The sequence below is a fragment of the Photobacterium marinum genome, assembly GCF_000331515.1.
Taxonomy (GTDB): domain Bacteria; phylum Pseudomonadota; class Gammaproteobacteria; order Enterobacterales; family Vibrionaceae; genus Photobacterium; species Photobacterium marinum.
Genome location: NZ_AMZO01000006.1, coordinates 320268 through 341582, shown reverse-complemented (window position 1 = coordinate 341582; position 21315 = coordinate 320268). Strand labels below are relative to the sequence as shown.

At 43.5% G+C, this 21315-nt stretch carries 14 protein-coding genes; 11 read left to right on the top strand and 3 right to left on the bottom strand.

What is annotated here, in order from left to right; genetic code table 11:
- Positions 1 to 673: 673 nt before the first annotated feature.
- From katG to C942_RS24310, 5 genes are all read left to right on the top strand, one after another.
- Entirely contained in the window at positions 674 to 2890 is a 2217-nt protein-coding gene (gene katG / locus C942_RS06025) for a catalase/peroxidase HPI (protein ID WP_007463623.1), read from the top strand.
- Positions 2891 to 3336: 446 nt separating this feature from the next.
- Positions 3337 to 4530, top strand: a complete 1194-nt coding sequence (locus C942_RS06020; RefSeq protein ID WP_007463621.1) for a NupC/NupG family nucleoside CNT transporter — start codon at positions 3337 to 3339, stop codon at positions 4528 to 4530.
- A gap of 198 nt (positions 4531 to 4728) precedes the next feature.
- Positions 4729 to 5355, top strand: coding sequence for an outer membrane beta-barrel protein (locus tag C942_RS06015; RefSeq protein WP_007463619.1), 627 nt, complete (start codon positions 4729 to 4731; stop codon positions 5353 to 5355).
- 291 nt (positions 5356 to 5646) lie between these two features.
- The gene (locus C942_RS06010) at positions 5647 to 6915 is read left to right on the top strand and encodes an HD-GYP domain-containing protein (RefSeq protein WP_007463616.1); all 1269 of its coding nucleotides are present in this window, start codon (positions 5647 to 5649) and stop codon (positions 6913 to 6915) included.
- A 180-nt stretch (positions 6916 to 7095) separates the two neighbouring features.
- A complete protein-coding gene (locus C942_RS24310; protein WP_007463614.1) occupies positions 7096 to 7998 on the top strand; it encodes a GGDEF domain-containing protein in 903 nt (300 codons plus the stop codon).
- A 21-nt stretch (positions 7999 to 8019) separates the two neighbouring features.
- Here the strand turns inward: C942_RS24310 and C942_RS06000 are convergent, their stop codons facing one another.
- Entirely contained in the window at positions 8020 to 9201 is a 1182-nt protein-coding gene (locus C942_RS06000) for a phosphatidylserine decarboxylase (RefSeq protein ID WP_007463612.1), read from the bottom strand.
- A gap of 289 nt (positions 9202 to 9490) precedes the next feature.
- Here C942_RS06000 and C942_RS25730 point away from each other — a divergent pair, with 289 nt between their 5' ends.
- Together C942_RS25730 and C942_RS05990 are read left to right on the top strand one after the other, a co-directional pair.
- Positions 9491 to 9853 (top strand): thioredoxin family protein, encoded by a 363-nt coding sequence (locus C942_RS25730; RefSeq protein WP_083882309.1) that lies wholly within the window; start codon positions 9491 to 9493, stop codon positions 9851 to 9853.
- A 467-nt stretch (positions 9854 to 10320) separates the two neighbouring features.
- On the top strand, positions 10321 to 12192 hold the full coding sequence (locus C942_RS05990) for a methyl-accepting chemotaxis protein (protein WP_007463608.1): 1872 nt from the start codon (positions 10321 to 10323) through the stop codon (positions 12190 to 12192).
- A 59-nt stretch (positions 12193 to 12251) separates the two neighbouring features.
- On the opposite strand, the gene C942_RS05985 is transcribed toward C942_RS05990, so the two are convergent.
- Positions 12252 to 13100: an MBL fold metallo-hydrolase gene (locus C942_RS05985; protein WP_007463606.1), complete on the bottom strand. Its 849-nt coding sequence runs from the start codon at positions 13098 to 13100 to the stop codon at positions 12252 to 12254.
- Positions 13101 to 15066: 1966 nt separating this feature from the next.
- On the opposite strand from C942_RS05985, the gene ptsG reads away from it, so the two are divergent.
- From ptsG to C942_RS05960, 4 genes are all read left to right on the top strand, one after another.
- On the top strand, positions 15067 to 16455 hold the full coding sequence (ptsG, locus tag C942_RS05975) for a PTS glucose transporter subunit IIBC (protein WP_036798894.1): 1389 nt from the start codon (positions 15067 to 15069) through the stop codon (positions 16453 to 16455).
- Positions 16456 to 16609: 154 nt separating this feature from the next.
- The gene (locus tag C942_RS05970) at positions 16610 to 17170 is read left to right on the top strand and encodes a sugar O-acetyltransferase (protein ID WP_007463603.1); all 561 of its coding nucleotides are present in this window, start codon (positions 16610 to 16612) and stop codon (positions 17168 to 17170) included.
- 54 nt (positions 17171 to 17224) lie between these two features.
- A complete protein-coding gene (locus C942_RS05965; RefSeq protein ID WP_007463601.1) occupies positions 17225 to 18532 on the top strand; it encodes a DASH family cryptochrome in 1308 nt (435 codons plus the stop codon).
- Between the two features lie 120 nt (positions 18533 to 18652).
- Positions 18653 to 20215, top strand: coding sequence for a cryptochrome/photolyase family protein (locus C942_RS05960; protein WP_007463600.1), 1563 nt, complete (start codon positions 18653 to 18655; stop codon positions 20213 to 20215).
- Here the strand turns inward: C942_RS05960 and C942_RS05955 are convergent.
- Positions 20210 to 21256 carry a GlxA family transcriptional regulator gene (locus C942_RS05955; RefSeq protein ID WP_051035736.1) on the bottom strand — a complete coding sequence of 349 codons (1047 nt, stop codon included), beginning with the start codon at positions 21254 to 21256 and terminating at the stop codon, positions 20210 to 20212. The two genes, C942_RS05960 and C942_RS05955, sit on opposite strands and share 6 nt — an antisense overlap.
- Positions 21257 to 21315: the final 59 nt, after the last annotated feature.

Sequence of the window (21315 nt, the reverse complement as noted above, 5' to 3'; positions counted from 1 at the left end):
CAATGAGTTCGCCTTTAAACTATCAAATCATCTTTCAAATTTATTAGCACTGTTCTGTTCTCATCCTAGAAATAGTCGACTCACACTTGTTGATGATTTGCTACACAAATGCTTGCCCAAGGTTAGCAATTAAAAGAATGTTCACAACTTCATCTGTATCAAGTACAAAGAAATAAGATGATATAAGTCTACCTTGCCAGTAAAATTGCTCGTATCCTCTATATATCCATTCACTATTCAAGCAAGTCAAACATGATTAGAACAAACTCAGTTTTCTAAATCTTCAAATACAGAATAAACCTTACTTATCAAAAACCTAAGAAGTAACTCTGAAAATCGGCACCAAGAACACCACACAATTAAAATTCATTTTTTTTCCTGGGACAACGCTAAAATTGGGCATGAGGTATACCATTTCGTGACCGGATAGCCAAAGCTGGAGGAGTGAAGCATCTACAAAGGGCACAAACCCATACTTATGGAGACAATGGCTAAGCGTCCCAATAAAAAACGACTTCTATACTTAACCCTAAACTCACCAATGATAACAGCCAGTTATCATTTGATTGGATTTTTCGATTAGAGCCATCAGTTTTTTCATCATTTTTTCCCCGCTTAGCCAGAATAATCAGATGTATATTTTACTTGTATCCTTAACATAATGGGTGAAACTATGTTTAAGCAGACAATCCCTCTATTTGCTGCTTTGGCTATTTTCCTGTCACCAGTACTTCTGACCAATGATGCAAATGCTCAGGCCCAAGCAAAGTCTAATCAATTTTGGTGGCCTGAAAAACTCAACCTCAATCCTCTCCGACAGCACTCGGCAGCCTCAAACCCGATGGGCGAAAACTTCAACTACGCAGAAGAATTTGAGAGCCTAAATCTGAATGAGGTAAAAAAAGATCTGGAAGTTCTGATGAAAACATCTCAGGACTGGTGGCCAGCAGACTATGGCCATTATGGACCACTTTTCATTCGAATGGCCTGGCATAGTGCCGGTACCTACCGTATCAGCGACGGACGGGGTGGTGCCTATGGAGGAATGCAGCGGTTTGCCCCTCTTAATAGCTGGCCCGACAACACAAACCTTGATAAAGCCCAGCGTTTGCTTTGGCCAATTAAACAAAAATATGGACGGAAAATGTCCTGGGGGGATCTGATGATCCTTGCCGGTACCGTTGCAATGGAATCAATGGGTTTCAAAACCTTGGGCTTTGCCGGTGGTCGTGAAGATGCCTGGGAACCAGATATGGTTTACTGGGGACCTGAAAACAAATTCTTAGCCGACGAGCGCTACAGTGGAGACAGAGATCTGGCGCAACCACTTGCCGCCGTTCAAATGGGGTTAATTTATGTGAACCCTGAAGGGCCCAATGGTAATCCAGATCCAATAGCGGCAGCAAAAGACATTCGCGAAACATTCGGCCGAATGGCTATGAATGATGAAGAAACTGTTGCACTGATTGCAGGAGGGCACACATTTGGTAAAGCTCACGGTGCCGCCGCTCCATCCAAACATGTAGGTCCTGAACCAGAAGCCGCCAGCATTGAAGAACAAGGACTGGGCTGGAAGAACAATTACGAGACCGGTAAGGGAGCAGATACCATCACTAGTGGCCTCGAAGGCGCATGGACTGTCAACCCAGTTCAATGGACCCACAGCTACCTACAAAACTTATTTGCCTTCGACTGGGTTCAAACCAAGAGCCCGGCAGGAGCCATTCAGTGGATTCCTGATGATAATAATGCATCGCAAATGGTGCCTGATGCTCACGATCCGTCGAAAAGACACGCTCCAATCATGTTTACAACGGATCTTTCGCTCAAATTTGATCCGATATATCAGAAAATTGCCAAGCGTTTTCTCGACAATCCCAAAGAGTTTGAACTTGCTTTTGCCAAAGCCTGGTTCAAGTTAACTCATCGTGACATGGGGCCTAGGGCGCGCTATCTGGGTGACCTTGTTCCGAAAGAAGAAATGCTATGGCAAGACCCTATTCCGGCTGTTGACCATCCTCTGATTGATGATAAGGACGTTGCAAGCCTCAAAAAGACAATTCTTGCTTCAGATCTCTCTGTTCCTGAGTTAGTCAAAACCGCATGGGCATCTGCATCAACATTCCGCAGCACTGACATGCGAGGAGGTGCAAATGGGGCTCGTATAAGTCTTGAACCTCAAATTAACTGGGCAGCCAATAACCCCAAAGAGCTGAGCAAAGTATTAAAGGAACTAAAAACAATTCAAAATGACTTCAACAACAAGCAGCCCGGAGAGAAGAAAGTCTCACTCGCTGATCTCATTGTTCTTGGTGGTGCAGCAGCAATTGAACAAGCGGCTAAACAAGCAGGACATCAAATCCAGGTTCCGTTTACACCAGGCCGTATGGATGCGGCACAAGAACAGACAGACGTAAACTCATTTGCCGTACTGGAGCCAACCGCAGATGGCTTTCGCAACTACTTTGCCAGCGATAATCAACGCTCGCCAGCTGAAAGCCTTGTTGATAAAGCTGATTTATTAACACTGACAGTGCCCGAAATGACGGTCCTTGTTGGAGGAATGCGTGTGTTGAATGCAAATAGCGAACAGTCACCACATGGAGTATTAACAAGCAAACCAGGGACACTGAGTAATGATTTCTTTGTAAATCTACTCGATATGTCAACACAGTGGCGAAAGTCATCTAAATCAGAAGGCATATACGAAGGTGTAGACCGAGAGAAAGGCAATACAAAGTGGACCGCTACATCGGTTGATCTCATTTTCGGAGCGAATTCTGAGTTACGTGCTGTTGCAGAAGTCTATGCAGCCAATGATGCACAAAAGAAATTTATGGAAGATTTTGTAAGTGCCTGGACGAAAGTCATGAACCTGGATCGCTTCTAATTAACTGAAGTGGATCACAGCGCATCAATAAACCACCTTCTTTTCAGAAGGTGGTTTATTGAATTATTGGTTTAGAAACTTCCACAATGAACATCATTTCGCCCAACCGTTCAACCAATAACCGTCAATTCAAATAGAAATCAAGCATCAACAGCATAAGTTAATATGCAACCAACTTGATTGGATTTTAAGCAACTCGTTTTATAGAAATCAGATTGCATTATTGATAGTCAAACGTGTTTTTTCTGCATTCTTATTCCAGCAAAGAGCATAAAAGGGGATATTTTATTCTCAGCAAGCCATATGGATAATATTTCATTCACTATTCATAGCTGATGGCAAAATATACACTCATACAAAATGAGGTATTGATCACTTTATTGATGAAATTAATAGTCGAAGATATATATAGATTTTGAGATACATCACTAAAGAGTACCTTTTATATGCCTTACCTACATTTTATCTTTGGCCTGGCTGTTGTCGGCGCTTTAGCATTATTAGCCAGCAAAGACAGAAAGAGCATAAAAATCCGTTATATTATTCAGCTTCTCGTTATTGAAATGGGCCTTGCGTATTTCTTATTAAACTCTTCTGCCGGTACAGGTATCGTCACCCAATTTTCTGATGCCTTTAACAACCTAATGAAGTTCGCAGCACAAGGTACAAATTTCGTATTCAGTGGCGTAGTTAATATCGACCAGTTTGATTTCTTTATGCAGGTATTAATGCCGATTGTATTTATCTCTGCATTAATCGGTATTCTTCAGCACATTAAAGTTCTTCCTGTCGTAATTCAGTTTATTGGTTTTGTTCTCTCTAAAATTAACGGCATGGGCAAACTGGAATCCTTTAATGCTATTAGTGCATTGATGGTAGGCCAATCTGAAAACTTTATTACTTATAAAGATATTCTTGGCAAAATGTCTGAGCGCCGTATGTATACACTGGCAGCAACAGCAATGTCGACAGTATCTATGTCTATTGTTGGCTCATACATGCAGCTGATTGCACCAAAATATGTGGTTGCCGCACTTATTCTTAATATGTTCAGCACCTTTATTATTCTGTCACTAATTAACCCTTATGATCATGACTCAGAAGTCAATTTCGATGACATGATGAAAAGTTCAAGTGAAGAAAAGCTGAGCTTCTTTGAAATGCTGGGTGAATACATCATCACAGGCTTTAAAGTTGCAGTAATTGTTGCAGCAATGCTGATTGGTTTCATTTCACTTATTGCGATGATCAACCAAATCTTTACGTCTGCATTTGGTATCAGCTTCCAGGATGCAATTGGCTACCTGTTCTACCCTATTGCCTGGCTAATGGGTATCCCTGCTGGTGAAGCACTGCAAGCAGGCAGCATTATGGCAACCAAGCTTGTTTCTAACGAGTTCGTAGCAATGATGGCTCTGCAAGACAAGATGGCAACTATGTCCGCACAAACTGTTGGCACGCTGTCTATCTTCCTGGTTTCTTTCGCAAACTTCAGTTCTATCGGTATTATTGCAGGTGCAGTTAAAGGTGTGAACGAAGAAAAAGGTAACATGGTTGCACGTTTCGGCCTGCGCCTGCTGTATGGTGCAACACTGGTTAGTGTTCTGTCTGCAATGATCGCAAACCTTATGCTTGCTTAAGAACAAATAAAACTCAGTTATTCCCCCTTTCAAAAATGCTGGTTTAAATACCAGCATTTTTATTTTGGGTAGAATATATACCTTTAAAATACCCCAATAGCATATACGCTATAACATTAACCAACTAATAATTAAAACAATAAAGATTCAATACACCCATGATAGTATCCTCTGCCTTATTTATCTCAGAGGTACAAAATGAAAAAAGGTCTATTTCGCCTTTGTATGGCTGTTTCACTATTTCCTGTAGTTGTGAATGCTCAAGCTTTCGACAATTATTATTTCGGCATTTCAGCAGGTAAAGCTGAGTTAGACGCAAACGCTTCATCTAACCACAACGATATTAAGCCTGAAGGATTTTATGATATTACTATTGATGATAGTGATACAGCCTTCAAAATTTTTGGCGGTGCTGAAATCAACGACAACATATCTCTGGAAGCTTTTTATACAAACTTAGGTCAGTACACAGTAAACGCTGATTTTACTAAACAAAATATTACGGCTAATACTGATATTCGATATGACATTGAATCAGTTGGTATTGACCTAGTTGGCTCGTTTCCCCTTTCTGAAACTTTCAACATATTTGGTAAAATCGGAATGCAGTATTGGTATGTAGATTCCATTGTGGATGTTTCATCAAACACTTCTGCCTATTATATTAAACACCAAAGTGACCTTGAGACAGGTTTTGATCCAACTTACGGCATTGGGATCGCTATGAACATTCACCAATTCTCTGTCCGCGCTGAATATGAAGTTTATAAAATTGATGAAGAAGACATTAATATGATGTCTGTGGGTGTTGCTTACCATTTCTAATCGATAACTCGTAAATATCAGGAAAATACATCCTTACTCGCTTTACCGAATGAGTTGCCTCAGCATAACGGTTTGGATCCTTCAATCCCAAACAGCTCCAAACCGTACTCACATCCTGTTTATATTTAGCACTCTCATTTATCCGATCGTCCTCAACAAAATACATTGAATATATTGCTAGCCTGATTGTTGTGACAAAAACAATAATGGTAGTACACGTTACTTTAAGATAGCTGGCTGTAAGACAGAGAAGAACATGGCGATTTTCTGAGTTTTGATCAGGGAGAGGCAATGAGTACATTTTCTGAGTTACAAATCGATCTTCGACAGATGATCATTGCAATCGAAACCGCAGTATCACTGGTTGGTATGAATGACACCAATCACGGCAAGCGTGTTGGCTACATTGCCAGCCAACTGGGACAACGGCTCGGGTTTAGCGAACAAGACATTCAGTTCGCCTTTGATTTAGGGCTGCTGCACGATTGCGGCGTTTCAACAGAACAAATGCATTCCAATCTGGTAAATCACTTTGACTGGCAGGATTCACATATCCACTGTCAGATTGGTTACAACCTGCTGAATAACTTTGCCCCTCTCTCGGCATTTGCTATTCCGGTTCTTCACCACCACACACCATGGGAAAAACTACAAGACATCAATATCAGCATGCAAAACGCGCGCATGGCCAACCTCATCTTTCTGGCAGACCGTATTGATGTGCTCGCTGCTCCCCATTACGAATCAGACATCTTGCTGGCTCGCAAAGAAATAGTCGAAAGCCTGCTGAAACACTCTGGCAGTTACTTCGATCCAACTCTTGTCGAAGCGTTTGTAGAAGCAGAAAAATGTGAATCCTTCTGGATAGCACTGGAAGATCGCCATGTAACCCGTTTTACCTGGGATATGGGAAAGTACAAGAGCGAACGACCACTGACGATTCCCCAGCTCAAACAGCTGTCGATGATCATGGCATACATCGTTGACCAGAAAAGTCCATTTACGGCTCAGCACTCTCTCAGAGTCGCCAATTTAGCAAAATACCTTGGTATAAGTTACGGCTTATCACATCTGCAATGTGACAAAATTGAAATCGCCGGCTTGCTGCATGACCTAGGAAAACTACACACACCGGATCATATTCTGGACAAACCGGGGCCACTCAACAATATTGAGCGCTCAATCATGAACCAGCATAGTTATGAGACCTACGAAATCCTCCGGCATATACAAGGAATGGATGAAATAGCCCGCTGGGCTGCTTACCACCATGAAGGGTTGAACGGCGCAGGATACCCGTTCCATCCGAACGAAAAAGATCTCAGCATTGAAGCCAGAATCATAGCCGTCGCTGACATTTTTCAGGCTTTAGTGCAGGATCGTCCTTATCGAAAAGGAATGTCACCGGATGGTATTACTGCCATACTTGATAACTTTGTGCAAAGTGGAAAACTTGATGCGAACATTGTCAATCTAGCTAAAGAACATCAAATGAAGTGCTTTGAAATTGCCCGGGGAAATATGAGTGAAAACAGCATAACGGCAGAGAGATCTCATTAAAACTATAGGCTTGTGGTATCAACGGCCACAAGGCTACTGCTGGCAAATAGTATCCATAATAGCCAGCCAATTCAGTCAGATACCACGAGGCAATAAGGCGCATTTAAAATGTACTTTTTGCTTTAACCTAGCAATATCTATGCTACGATATTAGTATCAATAGTAGTTGCAGGTGCTTTCATGGGTAAGATCTCTAAGTACAGTTTACAGCTTTCCGTTATGCTTTTAGCATCAGCGCTTACCGTTTATATATCTGCAGCTTACCCTTCTCATGGACAAATTGAATATATAGAGATCTTCACAGAAGGAGGAATCGCATCAGGATGCCTTTTCCTTATGTTCTGGATTGAACGCCTGAATACTGATTGCTTCAGGAATATCTACCGCCTACTACTACTCTCTACCTGCTTCCTCTTCCTTGGTCACCTACTTGATGCCATTGACGAAATTACTGTTGAGCTTGCCGTTATCGACTTAATGGAAGATATCTTTACTCCTATCGGCTTCATCGTCTTCATTTTCGCCAATTTTCGCTGGGTGAAGCACCATGAAGAGCAAGCAAATATAATGAAAAAACTGGCCAAGACCGATCCGTTAACTGGCTTGTTAAACCGACGAGCATTTACGGAGAAAGGCAACGCCATCCTGAGGCAGAGTGCTGATGACTCAGGAAAAAAGATCAGCATCATCATTATGGATATTGATTACTTCAAACAAGTTAATGACAGATATGGTCACCAATTTGGCGACCAAGTGCTGATAAAAATAACATGTAAAATCAAATCAATACTGCGCAAACATGATTATATTGCCCGACTGGGCGGTGAAGAATTCATCGTGCTATTACACGACACAAATGAAAACGAAACTAAACTTGTAGCTGAAAAAATCCGAGCCTGTGTTGAGAGCCTATACATCTCTCACAAACATGAAAAAGTCAGGTGCACCATAAGCCTTGGCGCAGCAATCGAACACGCCCAAACAAGCAATTTAGACAAGCTCATCGGACAGGCAGATACTGCACTTTATAAAGCCAAAGCAAATGGCCGAAACTGCTGGGAGTTAGCCACGGATCCTATCTGAGATCACTAGTAACACAACGAATCATGACGGTTTACTCAAGGTACCAATTCTTTGCCCCTGATGCACTTTTACCCCCTCAAACACGCCCGGCTCAAACAAAAGAATATTGAGTGAGCCACCATATTTGAAATGCCCGAGCTGCTCACCTTTATAAACCATAAGCGGATTATGCTCGTCGATCTTTTTGTATTTATTTACCGTGTTTATCGAGCTCATGTCCGCGCCGATTTTACTTATGGTGTTCAGCCCAACAGCCACCATTGCGACCTGCCCGAACTGCTCTGTCTGAAAGACAAAGATAGCCCGATGGAATTGTTCAAAAGCACTGAATTTTGCATCGCTGGCACCAACATTGCCGTCATGGAACCAGGATGGCGCCTCTTCCAGTCCGAAATACACCTTTCCTGCTTCTTCATAATGAACCAGCTTTCCTGTTACCGGAGAATGATAATGATGGTAATCAGAAGGTAACAGCACACAAGACAGTGCTGTTCCACCGATAAAACGGTCCCAACTGTAATAGCCATTCAGCAATTGTTTTACATTCAGATGGCGGTACCCTTTTGTCGGGATTTCGGTCTCATCTGTCAACTCTGAATCAATCATATTGAGCTCACTGTCCGCCGGAGCAACGATAACGGAATCATCATCAGGAGCACAAACAGGTCTTGCGCCAGGCTTTAACTCACGGGTAAAAAATTCATTAAATGTTCGATATCCGTCAGCTGGCATCTGAAAGTCTTCAATATGCGTGTCAGGTTCACTCACCCACTCGTTTATCACCTGCCGGACTTCCTGACCAGGAGTATCCATAAACTTGCCACGCTCAGTGATAAACTTTACTGTCCAGTCGTAAATTACCGGCCGACCATCCAATTCAAAGTTGTTAAGGAAATAAGCGGCTTTCTCATTGTTGTAGTAAAACTCCGTGAAATGCATGATAAAGCCAAGTCCCGAAGCTGACGGTGAGGCAAGGTAGTGAAACCAATTATTAAAATAATCACAAAATGCCAAATAATCCTTACCTGACCAGATATTTTCTTTTGGCTTGAGAGGCGGTTCATCTGGGAAGTCTTTTACATGACTGATCGCTTCATCGAATGCCGACAGCACTTCCGGGTTATCTTCGAAAAGGCCTTTGAGCTCTTCCACAATCGGACATAAAGGCTTCTTTTCAAACAACAGCATTTCATCTCTTGTCATCAGTGACGTCCTCACTTTAACTTTCGACACACGCCAATTTTAGAGTATATTCAAACTATCGTTATTGCTTAAAACTAATTACTTACGTTTCGTGCAATTATAGCAACCCATATTAAACACCCCCCTCGAAGATAAAGCTATTCTGTACTGTTACCCTAGCAGATATCATCATACAAAAAGCTATTTTCGCTAATAACAGGATGCTTTTTACGTGTCACACATCAAAGCATTATTATTATTATTATTTTTAATTCTTGTCTCATCACAGGCTTAAGCCAAACCAAATGACATTTATGACCCGACAAGGATTGCAATTGACGACTATTACAATGCATTATCTACAGCAGCAACCAAACATAAAAATATCTTTGTAATTGCTGAAGAAAACTGGTGTAACTGGTGTTATAAGTTCGAAAAATATTCACATAAATTAGGGTATGATAAAACCATTAAGAGTAAGTTTGTTTTCATGAAGGCAAACTGGAGTGAGGAAAATGAGAATGAAGAATTTTTCAACTTATTCTCTAAGTTTAATACCTTCCCTCACATTATGATTATTTCCAATCCTGGTAAGTTGCTTGAGTCGCGCCCTGTAAACTTTAGCGAAAAAGAATTTGTGGCAATTCAGAATAAATTCTCTGATGCTACATAATCAACAATTCCAGAGAAATACATGGCGAAAACACCTCACCATGCACAACTTAACGTTGAACAACTTCATCTTATATCAACGCATGAATTCAATCGTCAAAAAAATGCCGCAAAGACCTGGCAGTGACAAAATAAAATCAAATTAGAAAATAAAACCTACTAAAGAAGAGCAACATCAAAAAATAAATGTATATTCAGTGACAAATAGATTTCAAAAGCGCATTTTATACATGCATCTTAAGCATGAACAATTAATAACAGTTCTAACATTTATGGCGAAAGCCATTTTTACTCTAACCATGGCAAGAAGGTGATCTTTGTGAATATTTCCTCAAAAACATAAGCGGATATTTCTTACTTCAGAATGTTTGCCTATTAAATTCGTCGTGACAGTTAAAGGATAAATCAACAGTTATCACTTACTGTGATTATTGTTAGTAACATTTATTTTATCAGGGATATTGCACAATGAAGTTTTCCCACAAACTAATAATTTCAAGCACCTTGATCGCAACCGGTGCTATTGCTGCTCTTTCTGCAATTCTTTATTACAACTCATACAAAGACATTACCGATAATGTAACCAATAAAATGGAAACTTATTCAGTCTCCATGGCTAACCATATTGGTACCTGGTTACAGGGAAAAGAAAAACAGATCCGAATGCTGCGCCAGGGAATATCTCAGGCTACAAGCGATAACGACATACAAAGGCTGATAGACCTACCAATTCTTAAACAAGAGTTTTCGGTAGCCTATGTCGGTTTGGAAGACAGACCAAATCTCATCATCAACCATCCGTTTAATGACAAAACCTACGATGCCCGTAAACGCTCATGGTACAAAGAGGCCAGAGCAAAAGGTGATATCAATATCAAAAAACCATATACGGACACCAAAACACAAAAGCTGATGATTGCAATCGGTGCCCCTCTGACTGACGCGCGTGGCATTCATGGTGTTGTAAACGGCAAAATTGAACTTGATGCCCTGCTTGATATTCTGCGGCACCATCCACTTGGAAGCGGCGGCTACGCATTCCTTGTCGGCAATGACGGTGTCATCATCAGTCACCCGAATCCGGACTTCAATGGCAAACCGCTGTCACAACTGTTCGATCGCGTACCGACACTGACTAACCAATTACAACCTGCATCCATTAATGGTCAAAAACAATTGCTGTCATTTGCGCCTGTTGCAATTAACGGTGCCAAATGGAAAGTCGGCTTAGTCCTCAACTATGAGGCCGCATATGCCTCTGTTAACCAGATGCAAACTTTCATAGTGGTATTTACTTTGGGTACAGCGCTGCTGTGCTGTTTCTTCTATAGCCTGATAATTAGCCGTCTGCTTAAACCAATGCAGTTAATCGGTAAAGCCATGCGACAAATTGCCAGTGGTAAAGCCAATCTTGGCCAGCGTATTGATTCAAGCAGCAATGATGAATTCCAGGAGTTAGCCGAAAACTTCAATCACTTCATGGCGTCGCTGCAAAAGCTGATCCTTGATATCCAGAACATTGGCGGCTACCTGCTGGAAACCAGCAAAACAGCACAAACCAATGCTGGTGATTCAGCTAGACACATAGCGGGCCAACAACAAGAAATTGATCAACTGGCCGCTTCAATCAACGAGATGGCCATGACTTCTCATGAAGTTGCTAATAATGCCCAGCAAGTAGCGCATCACACTGAAGATGCCAGCAGCGCCACCATTGAAGGTAACCAAACCGTTGAGAATACAGCGCAGGCAATTAATGCTCTTTCTGAGCAGCTGGAGCAGGCTCGTCAAACCGTCAATATTCTTGCTGAACACAGTGAAGGCATTGAGTCCATTACTGACGTGATCAGCGGTATTGCTGAGCAGACAAACCTGCTGGCACTCAATGCCGCAATTGAAGCAGCACGAGCCGGCTCGCAGGGACGAGGTTTTGCCGTTGTGGCCGATGAGGTCCGTAACCTGGCATCAAGAACTCAGGATGCAACCCGCGAAATCAACAACATGATTGGAGTTCTACGCGATAAAACCAATGAAACCGTTGAAGTTATCGAGTCAAGCCGTGTTGGCGCACGTCGATCTGTTGAAGAAGCCGAACATGCAAGGGAATCTCTGGATAAGATCAGTCAGGCTATCGAGCAGATATCTGGAATGACATTGCAGATTGCCAGTGCCGCGGAACAGCAGAGTTCAGCAACAGAAGAAATCAACCGAAACTCGGAAGCTATTCTGGCTGCCTCATCAGCACTGAATCAGACCGCACAAGAAACCCATGAGATGAGCCAGTCATTGCTGGAGCAATCTCAGCAACAACAGAAATTGCTCGGTGAGTTCAGTCATTAATTGTTTACTACACTAAAACGCAAAAGCCCGGGTGAAACACCGTTCTCCGGGCTTATCTGCTAAGCAGGCATCATAATCGGAATTTTAAAAAACTTCTCCGGTAGCTGCCCGGCCCTGATATTGACCTGGACCGAAGGGTAAAGCAGTTTCGGCGCAGACAGATGGCTGTCTCTCTCTTGTCGGAACTGAATAAAATCATCTCTGGTAACATCATCACTAATGTGAATATTGTCAGCTTTACTTTCTGCTACCGTTGTCAGATAGGCCAGCTCCCTGCCACCTGGCTGATAATCATGACAGATCCACAATTTAGTCTCATCCGGCAACTCATAGATCCTTCGAATACTGTCATATAGCAGTGATGCATCCCCGCCGGGAAAGTCGCAACGTGCCGAACCAAAATCAGGCATAAACAAGGTATCACCCACAAAAGCGTTACCTTCAATAAGATAAGTCACACTGTCGTTGGTATGCCCCGGTGTGGCGATAACTCTTCCACTTAATAATCCAAAGGAAAAGCACTCCAGATCTTTAAACAAGTGATCGAAGCCGTCGCGACCATCAGTAAAGAGTTCATCATTGAGCGCAAGCAGCGGCCTAAAAAAGCTTTGAACTTCAGTTATCCCCTTACCTACAGCAATCTTTCCGCCAACCCGCTCTTTAAGATAACTCGCCGCAGAAAGGTGATCGGCATGAGCGTGGGTTTCTAAAATCCAGTCTGTAGTAAGGTCATTATCATTAAGAAATGCGATCAACTGATCAGCAAAGATGCTACCTACCATGCCTGAATTAACAGCAAAATCCCTTACGCTATCAATAACAACAGCATGACCTCCAATCTGATCAAAAACGATATAACTTATAGTTGATGTATCTTGGTGATAAAACGCTTTTACTTGTGCTGTCATAAGTAATCCCTCCTGTTACGGAGACTGGCTGTAAGGCGTAGTGCCATATGTACGTAAGTCTAGCTGTTACACGCCCAGACCTATCAGGGTTCTGTTTTCATCAATTACTTGCCTGAACATTACTTACAAAACTATTTCTTACTGAGCAATTTCTTGCCAAACGACAACAGGCTAATTAAGTTAACCTGAGCTCGGATAAAAATCTTGGGAACTAAACACTGGTTCCATGATCAGACCTTTCGACCAAGAAGAACTAATCACAAAGAAACAAATTAGTGGGCTTATTTTGCCATGTCGATGACTTTTGAAAAGTTTTATAGCTCAATGGGGCTTTGTTAATCAATTCAAATTTTGAACAAACAACTCCCATTTTTACTCGTTATTAATCTATTCGACGAGTATCCGGCATACCTAGCCTTGTTAGCTTATTTAATGCACTGCTACTTGTTCATCATCTCTCATCGACAACGAGGGGTTTATCAGTTTCTTATAACGAGACATAACGGTCTCGAAAATTGAGCGAGAGTGATAACCACAGCCATGAATTCGTTTGTTCGCGACCGCAAGATTTATTGGCTGGCCATCTTCCCAACATGCTGCACCTGTTCTCGGCGGTATCAGTGCTATGTCTTTTTACTTATGATTACTTGATAACGCCGAAGAGAATCATAGGCTCCGTTACCCAATATCGCCTTTATTTTCCGGTGAATTTGCTTAAGTAACCCTAGTAGTGCTTCACCATCAGCGACATTAGACAGGGACATTAGACAGGGACAACTCGACCTCGACGTTCGTGGTGAACTGAACAGTTCCAGCGGCTTCAATAGCCTCTTCACCGCTCCAAAAGGTGGGAGAACCTCGGTTAATAAGCGCTTGGTTATACACTTTCCCGTTATGTGTTCGGTAAGTTACTTTACTTTTATTCATCTATCACATCCAGTACAAGCTATGCCAGTTCAAATCGCGAAGTAGAAAATAGTTCTGTACGATTTAGTAAACAAAGCCTCTATTGGCTCTAATGCGACTAAACCGAAACGGTAAAATATAGAACTTTATAATCCGAACATTAAGTTGATCGCCATCACAATTGATTAGGTAACAATAAAAACCAAAGAGAAAGTGCGGTTTGCAAGATAAAAAACCAAACCGAACATGCACACATGCCACAAATAAAGGCTATAAGAAACCGTTTTATTGGCTTTATTAAATTACCGCACCAAACAGGTTTAAAAAACCAGTATTAAGAACGTATAAAACCACTCTTATAACTAAGCAAAAAAGCACAAAGAAAATATAAAAGCCCTTATATAACTTGAAGCTCACATATTTTAATCAACCAGTTTGATATAAAAAACTGCTTAACTTAAAATATGCAAACCACAGCATAACTTGATTTGTTATAACGATCACAAAACCTAATCTGCGTAACAATATAAAAAGGAAAGGCTGAAGTGTTACATTCACAAAACATCAAAACACTTCAACTAAACACAATTAATTCAATAGGTTAAACCCAAGCAGCGTAGCATTAAAGTACATCTCATCCCTAATTGTTACGAAACAACGTTACGTTAAACTTACATAACTCCATTTTTTTGTTACCTAAAGAAACTATAAATTACACTATGTTACATCCAGTGTGACGTACAACTCGTAATTTTTTTAAAACCTCGCCTATGATAAGCAACATGAATTGGAGGGAAGAAAACAAAACTCCAAGGAGTAAAACAAATAAACATGAAAATCATATAAAGAGCTAAAAAAGCCATATTTAAGACGACGTGTTTATTTTATAAAAAAGGTTATCAACTGATATAGATAATAGATAACCATGCAAGTAAAAAAGTTTTATCGCTAATTATATTTCCTGATTCACTCAGCAGGTGAGTTTTTAGCGAATATAGTTTCAAATCATATATAGACAATACAATACGGATTTAAAAGTTCATAATGAATGGGGGTTCAAATGAACGTTTTTAGTACTATGCAAAAAATGGGGCGTAGCCTCATGCTACCTGTAGCGTGTATGCCAGCTGCAGGTATCCTACTAGGTATCGGTGGTAACTCCGAGGTTGCTAAGTTCCTACCTGATATCGTTGCTCAAGTAATGACGGAAGCCGGTCTAGGTGTGTTCGCCAACATGGCATTGCTATTTGCCATCGGTGTTGCACTAGGCTTTACCAAAAACGACGGTGTAGCAGCACTGGCAGCAGGTCTGGGTTACCTGACAATGACCCGCGTACTTGGCGTTGTCGCTGAAGGTACAGACACCGGTGTATTCGGTGGTGTAATCATGGGTTTGGTGGCCGCACAGCTGTTTAACAAATATCATTCTATCAAGCTACCAACTTACCTTGGCTTCTTCGGCGGTAAACGTTTCGTTCCTATCGTAACGTCACTGGCTGCGTGTGTGGTTGCTGCTATCCTTGCTGTTGTATGGCAGCCAATCGGTGCAGGTATCGCAAGCTTCTCTGAGTGGGCTGCTTACCAGTCTCCAGAAGTTGCATTCGGTATCTACGGTATCGTTGAACGTTCTCTAATCCCATTCGGCCTGCACCACATCTGGAACGCACCTTTCTTCTACGAAGTTGGTGAGTTCACAACTGCTGCTGGTGAAGTTGTACGCGGTGAAATCCCTCGTTACCTAGCTGGCGACCCAACTGCGGGTAACCTAGCAGGTGGTTACATGTTCAAGATGTTTGGTCTACCAGCTGCATGTCTTGCAATGTACGTAACTGCTAAGCCAGAGAACAAACTGAAAGTTGCTTCAATCCTAGGTTCTGCTGCTCTGACTTCATTCCTAACTGGTATTACTGAGCCAATCGAATTCGCATTCCTATTCGTTGCTCCAGTACTGTATGTTGCTCACGCACTACTAGCAGGTTCAGCTTTCGTAGTAATGATTATGCTGGGCATTAAACACGGTACTACTTTCAGCCACGGTCTGTTTGACTTCACCCTACTATTCGGTCAGTCAACAAACGGTTGGTTGCTACCAGTAATCGGTCTTGTGTACGCAGTAATCTACTTCCTAGTGTTCACAACGCTAATCAAAGCACTTAACCTGAAGACTGTAGGTCGCGAAGACGAAGACGAATCTAAAGTTGAAGTAAACACTGCTTCTGATGGCCTGGCTAAAGATATTGCTGAAGCATTCGGCGGTAAAGCTAACATCAAAGACCTAGAAGCATGTATCACGCGTCTACGTGTTACAGTTCACGATAGCTCTAAAGTTGACACAGCTCGCCTGAAAGCTCTGGGTGCAGCAGGTGTCTTCGAGAAAGGCGACAACTTCCAGGCGGTATTCGGTACCCACTCTGAAATCATCAAAGGTCAGATGGAAGCACTAGCTTAATCGATTATTAAAGTCTGAGTGAGACTTTAAACCGGGCCTCAGGGCCCGGTTTTTTTATTTGAACAAGGCTATAAAACCAACTAGCGATTTATCCATTCCAATCCGGAATGATTACCTTACCCAGTTCGACCCAACCGAAATTTCAGGTAACGTCATGACAGAATTCGAAAAGATGATTAACGGTGAAGATTTCAATGGTCTGGATCCCGAGATCTGCGCTATCAGGGACAATGCCTCCTCCCTCAAGCAACAAATCAACAATAACCCGGGCGATAAGATGCAGGAGTTGCTAGAGGAGCTTCTCGGCTCTTTGGGGAAAGGGAGTATTGTTACCCCGCCTTTCCTGTGCGAGTTCGGAAAAACCATTCACATCGGCAGTAACACCTTCCTCAATATGGGTGTGACCATGCTGGATAACACCGAAATCCATATCGGAAACAACGTACTGATCGGCCCCAACGCCCAGTTTTATACACCGACCCATTCACTGGATTACCAGAGCCGCCAGCGCTGGGAAACCACCTGTAAACCGATCACTGTCGAAGATGATGTCTGGATCGGCGGTCAGGTGGTGATCTGCCAGGGTGTCACTATCGGTGCCCGCTCTGTCGTTGCTGCGAACTCTGTGGTCACCCGTGATGTTCCGCCGGATACCCTGGTTGGTGGCTCCCCGGCAAAAATCATCAAAAAGCTAAATTCAGAATCAGCACAATAAGCAACTCCGCCCCGAGCTATAGTTAACTTATGTATTGATAACTAACTGAAAGCTATGGTTACGGGGTTATTCCTTTTTCAAAATGACTTACGGCTGCATGACAATCCGGCGCTGGCACTGGCGGCAAAGGAGGTCAACGAACTGATCTGCATCTACTGCCTGCCCCAGCACAAAGCAAACATGCTGCCGTATTCTGTCACTCAGCTCGGCACTCAGCGTCAGCAATTCCTGTTGCAATCATTAACCGACTTAAACCGTCAGCTAAACCAATGCCGACAGCATCTGGTTATTCTGCTTGATCACCCGCTCAACATCCTGCCGGAGCTAATCACCCAATATAATGTATCTGCACTTTATCGCAGCCAGCATGCCGGATTTTATGAAAACCAGAGCTGGCAGATCCTTAAGAAACGTTATCCGTATTTGCAGTTTACAACGGTCGCAAGCCATACCCTTTTTGACCAACCGGAGTTACCTTTCGATATTGAAGATCTACCACCTACTTTCTCCAAGTTCCGCAAGCAGGTTGAAAACCACCCGATCCAGAAACCCATGCGAAGACTAACATCGCTACCTTCACCACCGAATACTCTGCCAAAGTTTGATGTCATCAGTCCCTTGCTGACTCATCACTCATCCGAATTTACCGGCGGGGAAGAAGCAGGACTGTCGCACCTAACGGCTTATTTTGCCAGTCGCCACCCTAGCCATTACAAACTCACCCGAAATGCCCTGGACGGCTGGGAAAATTCAACGAAATTATCTCCCTGGCTGGCTTTGGGGTGTCTCTCGCCACGAACGCTTATCGAACGTCTTGAAATCTACCACCAACAAGTCGAGCAAAACTCGTCTACAGAATGGATCAAGTTTGAGTTGCTATGGCGAGAATACTTCCAATGGTATTCCCACAACCATCAGCAGAAGCTGTTTCGCTTCAAGGGCATCAAAAACAAATCGCCCAATACCAGCTTTTACCCGGAGCGTTTTAAGCGCTGGTGTCACGGCAATACCCCATACCCCATCGTCAATGCCTGCATGAACCAGCTAAACCAGACCGGCTTTATGTCTAACCGGGGACGCCAACTGGTTGCCAGTTGCCTGGTTAACGAACTCAGCCTTGACTGGCGCTACGGTGCCGCTTACTTCGAACAACAACTTATTGATTACGATGTAGCTTCTAACTGGGGAAACTGGCAGTACCTCGCCGGAGTCGGTGCCGATCCGAAAGAGCACCGTCATTTCAATCTGTTAAAACAAACTGAACTCTATGATCCCGAGCAATCCTTTATCCGTAAATGGAGAGGGAATGAGAATGACGGCAACCTTGATGCCGTCGATGCTGCTGACTGGCCGATAAAATAGGCGCTATTAGTTAGTAGTTGGAAAGGGCAGAAGTTACGAGTAAAAAAAGCGGGTGATAGTAACCCGTGTGGAAGTCAGGCAACAAACGTAACGAGCCTGTTCATAACAAGGAAAAGTAGGATGTCGATAAACAAACAATATCAGACATTGCGGCTGATACTCGGGGATCAGCTCAATGCTTCTCACACTTGGTATAAAGAAAAAGATGACAGCACACTCTATGTTATTGCCGAGCTGAAACAGGAAACGGATTATGTCCGGCATCATATCCAAAAAGTTTGCGCCTTTTTCTCGGCCATGGCCAACTTCGCCAATGCCCTGTCTCAAGCCGAACATCATGTTTTGTATCTGACTCTTGATTATACCCAAGGCTACGCAGATCTTCCGGCACTACTTAATTCACTTTGTGGGCAATACGGTATCTGTCACTTTGAGTTTCAGCGACCGGACGAATACAGGCTGTATGAACAACTCCATACCCTTAAGCTGCCTTCCGCTATAACCATACATGAATACGATAGTGAGCACTTCCTTTTGCCTTACTCGGAATTGATGGAGCAGTTCCCTCAGGGCAAACATATCCTGATGGAGCATTTCTACCGCCGAATGAGAAAACGCTTTGACATCCTGATGTCCGACAGCAAGCCTGTTGGTGGCAAATGGAATTTTGATAAGCAGAACCGCAACAAACTCAAGCCTGACGATATTGCTGAGATACCGGCTCCGCTTATATTCAGTAATCCGATTCGTGACATCAGGGACAGACTTGAACGACATCAAGTAAAAACAATCGGAACCACGACCGATGATCTTCTCTGGCCCGTCACCCGCGGGCAAGCTATCGAGCAACTGGCCTGGTTCTGCCGCTACGGACTTCCCCGTTTTGGTCAATTCCAGGATGCAATGACCGGAAAAAGTGATCACCAATGGAGCCTGTATCACTCCCGGCTCTCTTTTGCACTGAACAGCAAAATACTCCATCCAATGCAGGTTATACAGGCAGCTCTGGACGCATGGCACGACTCTGATGGCGAGATAGATATAGCTCAAGTTGAAGGCTTTATCCGGCAGATCCTCGGCTGGCGAGAATACATCCGCGGTGTCTACTGGGGGAACATGCCATATTACCAACTACAAAATGAATTGGGGGCAAATCGCCCTTTGCCGGAATTCTTCTGGACCGGCGAGACAAAAATGGCCTGCATGAAAGCCGCCATCAACCAATCGCTGAATTATGCTTACGCCCATCATATTCAACGCCTGATGGTTACCGGTAATTTCTGCCTGCTGACAGGGATTGACCCGAATGAAGTGGATCGCTGGTATTTAGGGATTTACATTGATGCCATTGAATGGGTTGAGATGCCAAACGTACGCGGCATGACCCAGTTTGCCGACGGCGGGATTGTTGCCACCAAACCTTATGCTGCCAGCGGTAACTACATCAACAAAATGAGTGACTATTGCGCCGGTTGCCACTACAACGTCAAACTCAAAACCGAAGATAACGCTTGCCCGCTCAACAGCCTTTACTGGCATTTTCTTCACACTCATGAAAAACGTCTGACCCGCAACCCACGAGTTGGAATGATCTACCGAAGCTGGGATCAACTCACTGATGAGCAACAGCAAAAAGTACTGAATCGAGCCCGATACTGCCTGGATAATCTGGACGAGTTATAGCTTCGGCGTTATGCCCGGCATATCTTGTTTCCGGAGCTGATTCGGACTGAGGCCGAAGCGCTTACGGAATACCTTGCAAAGGTAGCTGACATCCTGAATTCCGACTTCATCAGCCAGATATTGCAAGCTATGAGCGGAATTGACGATCCGCCAATGAACATGCTGCATTCGCATTTCAGCCCAATATTCACGCGCAGTTTTACCAAAATGGTCTTTAAACAGACGATCAAGCTGCCGTCGGCTGATGGCCAACGTATCGGCCAGTTCATCCACGGTTTTCTGTTCAGCTAATAGCTGTCGCATCAAACTTATTGCCCGACCGACATGGCGTCCGGCTGTGGTATTGATACGTGACTCTTCATCAAGAGATTTCAGCTGGTGAAGTTGCCCGCGCGCCTCATCGACTAACATATCCGCCAAGCCTTTCTGCGCTCTTGTCCGGCCACAATGGCGCGACAACAGTTCCACCGCCAAATCAATGGCCGCCCGGCCACCGGCGCAACTGATCCGGTTACGATCAATGCAATAAAGCAGCTCGGTACGGATATCAATGCGGGGAAAAATAGTCCTGAACTCCGGCACATGACGCCAATGCATGGCAACACTGTGGTTATTGAGCAGACCGGATGCAGCAAACAAAAAGCAGGCATTATCAATACTGACCAGAGCGACACCTCTGGCCGCAGCCTTACGCAGCACATGACTGTACTGACCTGTCTGTTCCAGACTGCCCCGCGCGCTTCGCCCACCGAACACCACCAGGTAATCATAGTTAGCCAATTCAATCTCATCGATTGTCTTCTGCACCGCCACCGACACACCACAACTTGATGTGATCATTGACGGCTCCAGCCCGGCAATATCCCAGGTGCAATAACGCTGCTGGCTGTGATCTTCCTCATCAGCAGACAAACGGAGCTTATCGAGAAAGCCGCCAAATGGCAGCATGTTGAAATCAGGCAGAGGCAGAAGCAAAAATCTGACGTCAGGATGGCGATTGTTTGAGCTATGAAGCGAATTTAATAGTTCTGATGCGGACATAAGGAAAAAGCGTGGTACAGAATGTCTAAATTATCCCAAAAAACGTCCAAATATCACTA

Bases quoted from the DNA above. Each gene is read 5' to 3' on its own strand.
- katG (WP_007463623.1), top strand. From the start codon at position 674: ATGTTTAAGCAGACAATCCCTCTATTTGCTGCTTTGGCTATTTTCCTG.
- C942_RS06020 (WP_007463621.1), top strand. From the start codon at position 3,337: ATGCCTTACCTACATTTTATCTTTGGCCTGGCTGTTGTCGGCGCTTTA.
- C942_RS06015 (WP_007463619.1), top strand. From the start codon at position 4,729: ATGAAAAAAGGTCTATTTCGCCTTTGTATGGCTGTTTCACTATTTCCT.
- C942_RS06010 (WP_007463616.1), top strand. From the start codon at position 5,647: ATGAGTACATTTTCTGAGTTACAAATCGATCTTCGACAGATGATCATT.
- C942_RS24310 (WP_007463614.1), top strand. From the start codon at position 7,096: ATGGGTAAGATCTCTAAGTACAGTTTACAGCTTTCCGTTATGCTTTTA.
- C942_RS06000 (WP_007463612.1), bottom strand. From the start codon at position 9,201: ATGACAAGAGATGAAATGCTGTTGTTTGAAAAGAAGCCTTTATGTCCG.
- C942_RS05990 (WP_007463608.1), top strand. From the start codon at position 10,321: ATGAAGTTTTCCCACAAACTAATAATTTCAAGCACCTTGATCGCAACC.
- C942_RS05985 (WP_007463606.1), bottom strand. From the start codon at position 13,100: ATGACAGCACAAGTAAAAGCGTTTTATCACCAAGATACATCAACTATA.
- ptsG (WP_036798894.1), top strand. From the start codon at position 15,067: ATGAACGTTTTTAGTACTATGCAAAAAATGGGGCGTAGCCTCATGCTA.
- C942_RS05970 (WP_007463603.1), top strand. From the start codon at position 16,610: ATGACAGAATTCGAAAAGATGATTAACGGTGAAGATTTCAATGGTCTG.
- C942_RS05965 (WP_007463601.1), top strand. From the start codon at position 17,225: ATGGTTACGGGGTTATTCCTTTTTCAAAATGACTTACGGCTGCATGAC.
- C942_RS05960 (WP_007463600.1), top strand. From the start codon at position 18,653: ATGTCGATAAACAAACAATATCAGACATTGCGGCTGATACTCGGGGAT.
- C942_RS05955 (WP_051035736.1), bottom strand. From the start codon at position 21,256: ATGTCCGCATCAGAACTATTAAATTCGCTTCATAGCTCAAACAATCGC.